Annotated in this window: 5 protein-coding genes and 1 pseudogene; 2 read left to right on the forward strand and 4 right to left on the reverse strand. The window is 38.4% G+C overall.

The window, feature by feature from the left end; translation table 11 throughout:
• A pseudogene (locus tag CH376_RS24945) lies at positions 1-93 on the reverse strand (TIGR04388 family protein); the annotation flags it as partial.
• An 85-nt stretch (positions 94-178) separates the two neighbouring features.
• Here CH376_RS24945 and CH376_RS23430 point away from each other — a divergent pair.
• Positions 179-403, forward strand: coding sequence for a hypothetical protein (locus CH376_RS23430; RefSeq protein WP_125232037.1), 225 nt, complete (start codon positions 179-181; stop codon positions 401-403).
• A 49-nt stretch (positions 404-452) separates the two neighbouring features.
• Here CH376_RS23430 and CH376_RS23435 read toward each other — a convergent pair whose 3' ends face one another.
• Complete coding sequence (locus CH376_RS23435) at positions 453-1,445, reverse strand: DUF1016 N-terminal domain-containing protein (RefSeq protein ID WP_100787764.1); 993 nt, start codon at positions 1,443-1,445, stop codon at positions 453-455.
• Between the two features lie 127 nt (positions 1,446-1,572).
• Positions 1,573-2,376 (reverse strand): hypothetical protein, encoded by an 804-nt coding sequence (locus CH376_RS23440; protein WP_100787763.1) that lies wholly within the window; start codon positions 2,374-2,376, stop codon positions 1,573-1,575.
• 207 nt (positions 2,377-2,583) lie between these two features.
• On the opposite strand from CH376_RS23440, the gene CH376_RS23445 reads away from it, so the two are divergent.
• The gene (locus CH376_RS23445; protein ID WP_100787762.1) at positions 2,584-3,849 is read left to right on the forward strand and encodes a DDE-type integrase/transposase/recombinase; all 1,266 of its coding nucleotides are present in this window, start codon (positions 2,584-2,586) and stop codon (positions 3,847-3,849) included.
• Between the two features lie 219 nt (positions 3,850-4,068).
• Here the strand turns inward: CH376_RS23445 and CH376_RS23450 are convergent, their stop codons facing one another.
• Positions 4,069-4,713 carry a hypothetical protein gene (locus tag CH376_RS23450; protein WP_100788558.1) on the reverse strand — a complete coding sequence of 215 codons (645 nt, stop codon included), beginning with the start codon at positions 4,711-4,713 and terminating at the stop codon, positions 4,069-4,071.
• Positions 4,714-4,849 lie beyond the last annotated feature (136 nt).

Below are 4,849 nucleotides of genomic sequence, written 5' to 3' on the forward strand. Positions count from 1 at the left end.
GATTCCGAAACTCGCGTTCGCCCAGTCCTTACCACCCATCTGGTTCTTGTCATAGCTCGCGTTTGCAGTGTAGTCCCCGCTCTTGAAGTTGTAATGTGGGCGAGTTCGCTGCGCGAAACGCGCTCTACGCTTCAATCAGCGAAGCACCATTCGATCTCTTGTAAGAGAAAGAACAGCTTTGCAAACCATGGCGCATCGCCGGATTTTCGCTGCGATCACTCTCGCGGTTGTTTACTTTTCAACTGCACCGCCGGTGCAGTTGACGCTAACGTTGATTCATTTAGGAAAAAAAGTGAAAGGGAGTTTAAAGAGCCGGGATCGACTCTTTGATAAATCAAAGAGTCGCCCATCAACCGCTATTGTCAATGGGAAAGAGGAAAGAATAGATTTTTTTTTAGATTAAGTGTAATAGCCAAAATAAAGAACGTCGTCTTTAAGATCCAATGAAAGCCCTAACCTGTTAAATGCGATAATTCTTCATTTAAATAAATCCCATTTACAAGGAGTTCTTTCGGTTCTTTAACTTTCTTCTTTGAATACAAAACATCTCCAACATATCTACCGTAGATATCCTTCGATTTGGTTTTTACAATCGCGGACGTTCCCGAAGGGAGTTTCTTTGAGAGTTGGTGATATAATCCATCCCCCTCCCCTGTATCAAGTTCAGCAGCCCATACTCTGGAAAGACGAATCCTTTGCCGCGTTTCGAGATTAAAACCTAAATCGATTCGAAGCAAGAGCGTATCTCCATCGATCACCCTCTCTACTTCGCCAAAGTAACAATACGTCATGTTAGACGGAACGGTTGTTTTAAGGAGGCTCCAATTGTTCTTCTTGTGGGTGACGACCTCATATACATCATTCGGATGGTATTTTCGAATTTGAGTATCTAAGCTGTGATACAGGTAAAAGCCAAGATCGAGGCTCAGGATCTTCTTTGAGTTTTGAGGGATTTCTTTAATTTTGTAGTGAAATAGCTCTCCTTCCGGTCGTTTCCAACGGGTTTTCTTGCTTTGACTCAGTTCTCCAACGTCACGAAGCCTTTCACCGAGCTCTTCTCGACTCCAGTTGTTGCGGATGATTTCTGCTTCCAGCTTGGTTCGGAGTTTTTCATCCCTTATTGCACAAAGAAGTCTGTAGTGACTCCAATTCAGTCGCGGGTTTAGTTCTTTTTCTCCATATACTTGGTAAAATTTGTAAGAGTAAAACAAGCTACGTTCAGAAAAGCCTTTCTTGAGTGTTTTCTTCAGTTCACTCGATATACGTTGAATCCAATTTCCTTTTTCGGCTTCGGTTACTTTACGTTCCACTTTCGTAAGCATTTTTCCGATTGAACGATTCGCTTCCAAAATAAGTTGATTGTTTCCCGAAGACGTTGACTCTTTGAGTTTTTCGTAAATCTGTTTGATCTCTTCGACTAATCGTTTTTGTTCCGTCTTGTCCATTTTCGACTCCCATTCTTTTCAACCGGATGTTTTGAGTTAACCAAAGGAATTTAAAATTGAAAGTTAAGGAAAGCGGGAAATTACTAACTCTTTTTTCCTTGCGTCCGTCCTTCGCAATTCAGAAAATCTACTTCTTCCGCTTGCCCTTTCTATCGTTATTATGAGCATTCAGAAAAACGACTTTGTCGACTTGTTTAGGAACGTTCTCTTCTAACTTAGCGATTTCGTTTAGAACAGGCTGGACCCATTTCATTTGATAACCGAGATAAAGGCGATTCAACCAACCGATATCTTTGTAATGAGCATATTCAGATCGATTCTCATAGAACTGCGATAAAAGTTTTAATACCCGGAAAGAATCAAACAGAAAACGCTTTTCAACCTGATCGATCATTTCTTCTGCGTCCTCCGGAACAAAATTCAGAGCGTTCTCCCGAAAGAGCGCAAGGTCTTCCTCTGTTCCTCCAACAAGGAGCAATCCTCTCCCAATACTCAATCGGAGCAGCCTTTTATATTCTTTATGAAATCGTTTGTCCTCGATCTTTTCTTTAATTTTAAGATGATACGAAAGAATTTGAAAAATCAGATCATAGTCGGGAAAAGATTCAATAGACCAATCCAAATTATTGAATAAAAAAAACAAAACGGATGCATCTTTGAAACCTGCCTTTTTGATAAATGCGTCGAGATCTGATTCCAAATACAAATATGTAATTTTAATATACTTGGAAATCGCGGAATTCTTGTATTTAGAACTTAATCTCTTCAGATCGGGTTCCAATCCTCCAATTTGATAATAGAGAATCTCCCCTAAACATCTCAAGATTTCATCCTCACTAAGATCGGGGTTTCTCAATCTCTCTTTGAATTCGTCACCCACCGCCTTTAGCTCTTCAAGGGCGACATTTTCTTCTTCCGTCAGTTGAACCATTGTCCCAAAAACCTCAGATGTTAAATTTAATATATTAATTATTTATAATGTATTTTTGCACACGCAGCGCTTAATTTAAATTTTAGAAAAACACATCCGACCCAAAACGACAAGCCCGTTTTTCAAAATCGTATATTCAATTATTTTTATTCTCTTTTTAAGTTTTTACTTTACAAAACCGCCTTTAAAACTTCCCTCTGCAAAACAATGAGGCCAAAAAATATCAGAACGAAAAATTCATACCACACTGTTCTTCTTTTCAAAACCCAACTGAATCTTCTTTCTCCTTTAGAAAGAAATATCATTCCAAAATCCACACGTTACGATTGGAAGAATCGTAATCTTTCCAAGATCATCGGGTATGACTCGAACGATCCAATTTTTAAGGATCTGGAATTGTATAAAAAAGCTCTTGATAGCAATACGTTTATGAAAATTCTAAAGTCGCTTTTCTCCGTTTATTCATTCTACGATTCCTTGTCGGAAACCATCAGAGGAAAAAGAAGGATCTGGAACGATCGAAGGAAACAAATCGCTTCGATCATACAACGCATCTCCCCGAGTATCGGCCTCAAGCGAGCTTGTCGTTTCATGAAAATATCCGTTCAACGATATTACAGATGGAAAAACGAAATCCTTTGTGACTCCTCTATTTTTGGTCTCTGTAGAAAGGTTCATCCTAAACAACTTACGATTCCGGAACAAAAAATCATCACAAAGTATCTTAAAAAACCGGAGTTTCTTCATTGGCCTTTGCGTTCCATCTTCTACAAAATTCTCAAAGACGGGCTTGCTTTCTTGAGTTTACCTACATTCTACAAATACGCAAGAGTCCTTGCTCCCAAAAGAGAAATCATTCGAAAGCTAAGAAAAAGAATTGGAATTCGTTCTTCCGCTCCTTTGTTTCTTCTCCACATGGACACCACCATCTTACGCGTGCAAGACGGCTCTAAAGTATATATCCATTTCATTATGGACAATTTTTCCAGAGCAATCTTAGGATGGAAAGCTTCTTTGGAATGGAATTCTAAAAATACAATGCTAAATTTGAGAAACGTATGCGAAAAATACGATTTATTCCAAAAAAATATTCAGCTCCTTTGCGACGACGGCTCGGAAAACGCTGGCGACGTGGATATCTTTCTTTCGAAAAACTCGAGGTTATTCATTGAAAAGTTAGTCGCTCAAGTCGACATCACTTTTTCAAACAGTATGATCGAAGCCGTAAATAAAAAAATGAAGTACGAATTTCTATTCCCTAAAAAGCTTTTCTCCTTTAAGGATGTTTGTCAAACATTAGAGGAAGCTGTTTCCCAATACAATGCTCGACCTAGCGGAGTTTTGTTTGGCTATTCTCCTAATGAAGTTTTACAAGGTGCAATTCCCGATCCGTTGCGATTTTCTGATCCGATCAAAAACGCCGCTTCTAAAAGACCACAGGTCAACAAAGTTGAAGTTTGCGGTTCATGCTAAGGCGCCTTTTTGAACGGTCCGGATTTCCGGACCGTTCAATTTAAGTTTCACAGAGAAGATGCACTGCATTTAAAGACCCGGTGTAATTCGCAGGTAATGCGTATTTATCCGTTACTTCAATCTGCTCCGGTTGCTTCTCTTTGCAGGAAGCTAAAGCAATCAAAGAAACAATTAAAAAAACACTAATGTAATTTTTCTTTTTAGTCATAATACAACAAATCAAGGAGGAGCTAAATCCCCCTTTACTCGCTCGCGCTCCTCATCGATCGATTGCTGGACGCGCTCTTGTTCTATCTTTTCTTTCTCACAATCATCAATGCTTTTGTATTTAGAATCGCTCAAATTAGAAATATCAAATTCCAGACCAGGGTGTAACTGACCCAAGTTATCAACTTTCTTTTCATCAGATATGTCTGAGAGCGGATAAATATAATAATTGTAATCAGTGTCTTCGCTATATCTATCCTTTCTAACTTCAAGTTTACCGACATACCCCCGATTTTCTTGGTTCAATATCGCAAATCGATAATTTCCTAGATATATAACTTTTAGAATATATTCTTTCTTTGTGCCTGTGATTCTTAGTTGTAGATTTTTTTTCTCAAAATCCAAAAGCCCGCAATTACCTGGATATATATCTTTCTCAATTCCAAGAAACTTTCCAATTTCAGAGCCAATTCTAACCAATTGTTTGCTTGGATGTTCGAAATCATATTCAACCGCATTTAAACCTTTGGTATAAGTTTTTGGTAGAGCATACTTGTCTTTGATTTCTACCTGTTCTGGTTGTTTCTCTTTGCAAGAAGCCAAAGAAAGCGACAAAACGATTAACAAAATACTAATGTAATTTCTTTTCTCAGTCATAATACAATCCATATACTTTCATTTTATCCCATCTAACAGGTTTCCCAAAAATCTGCTCTTCACCATCAGCATTGTTGTTGTAGTTGTAAAACAATCCGTCCGGTTTCCTAATCACAAAGAAATAATGATTCGGTCC

Origin of the sequence: Leptospira adleri (genome assembly GCF_002811985.1) — a bacterium.
Taxonomy (GTDB): Bacteria; Spirochaetota; Leptospiria; order Leptospirales; family Leptospiraceae; genus Leptospira; species Leptospira adleri.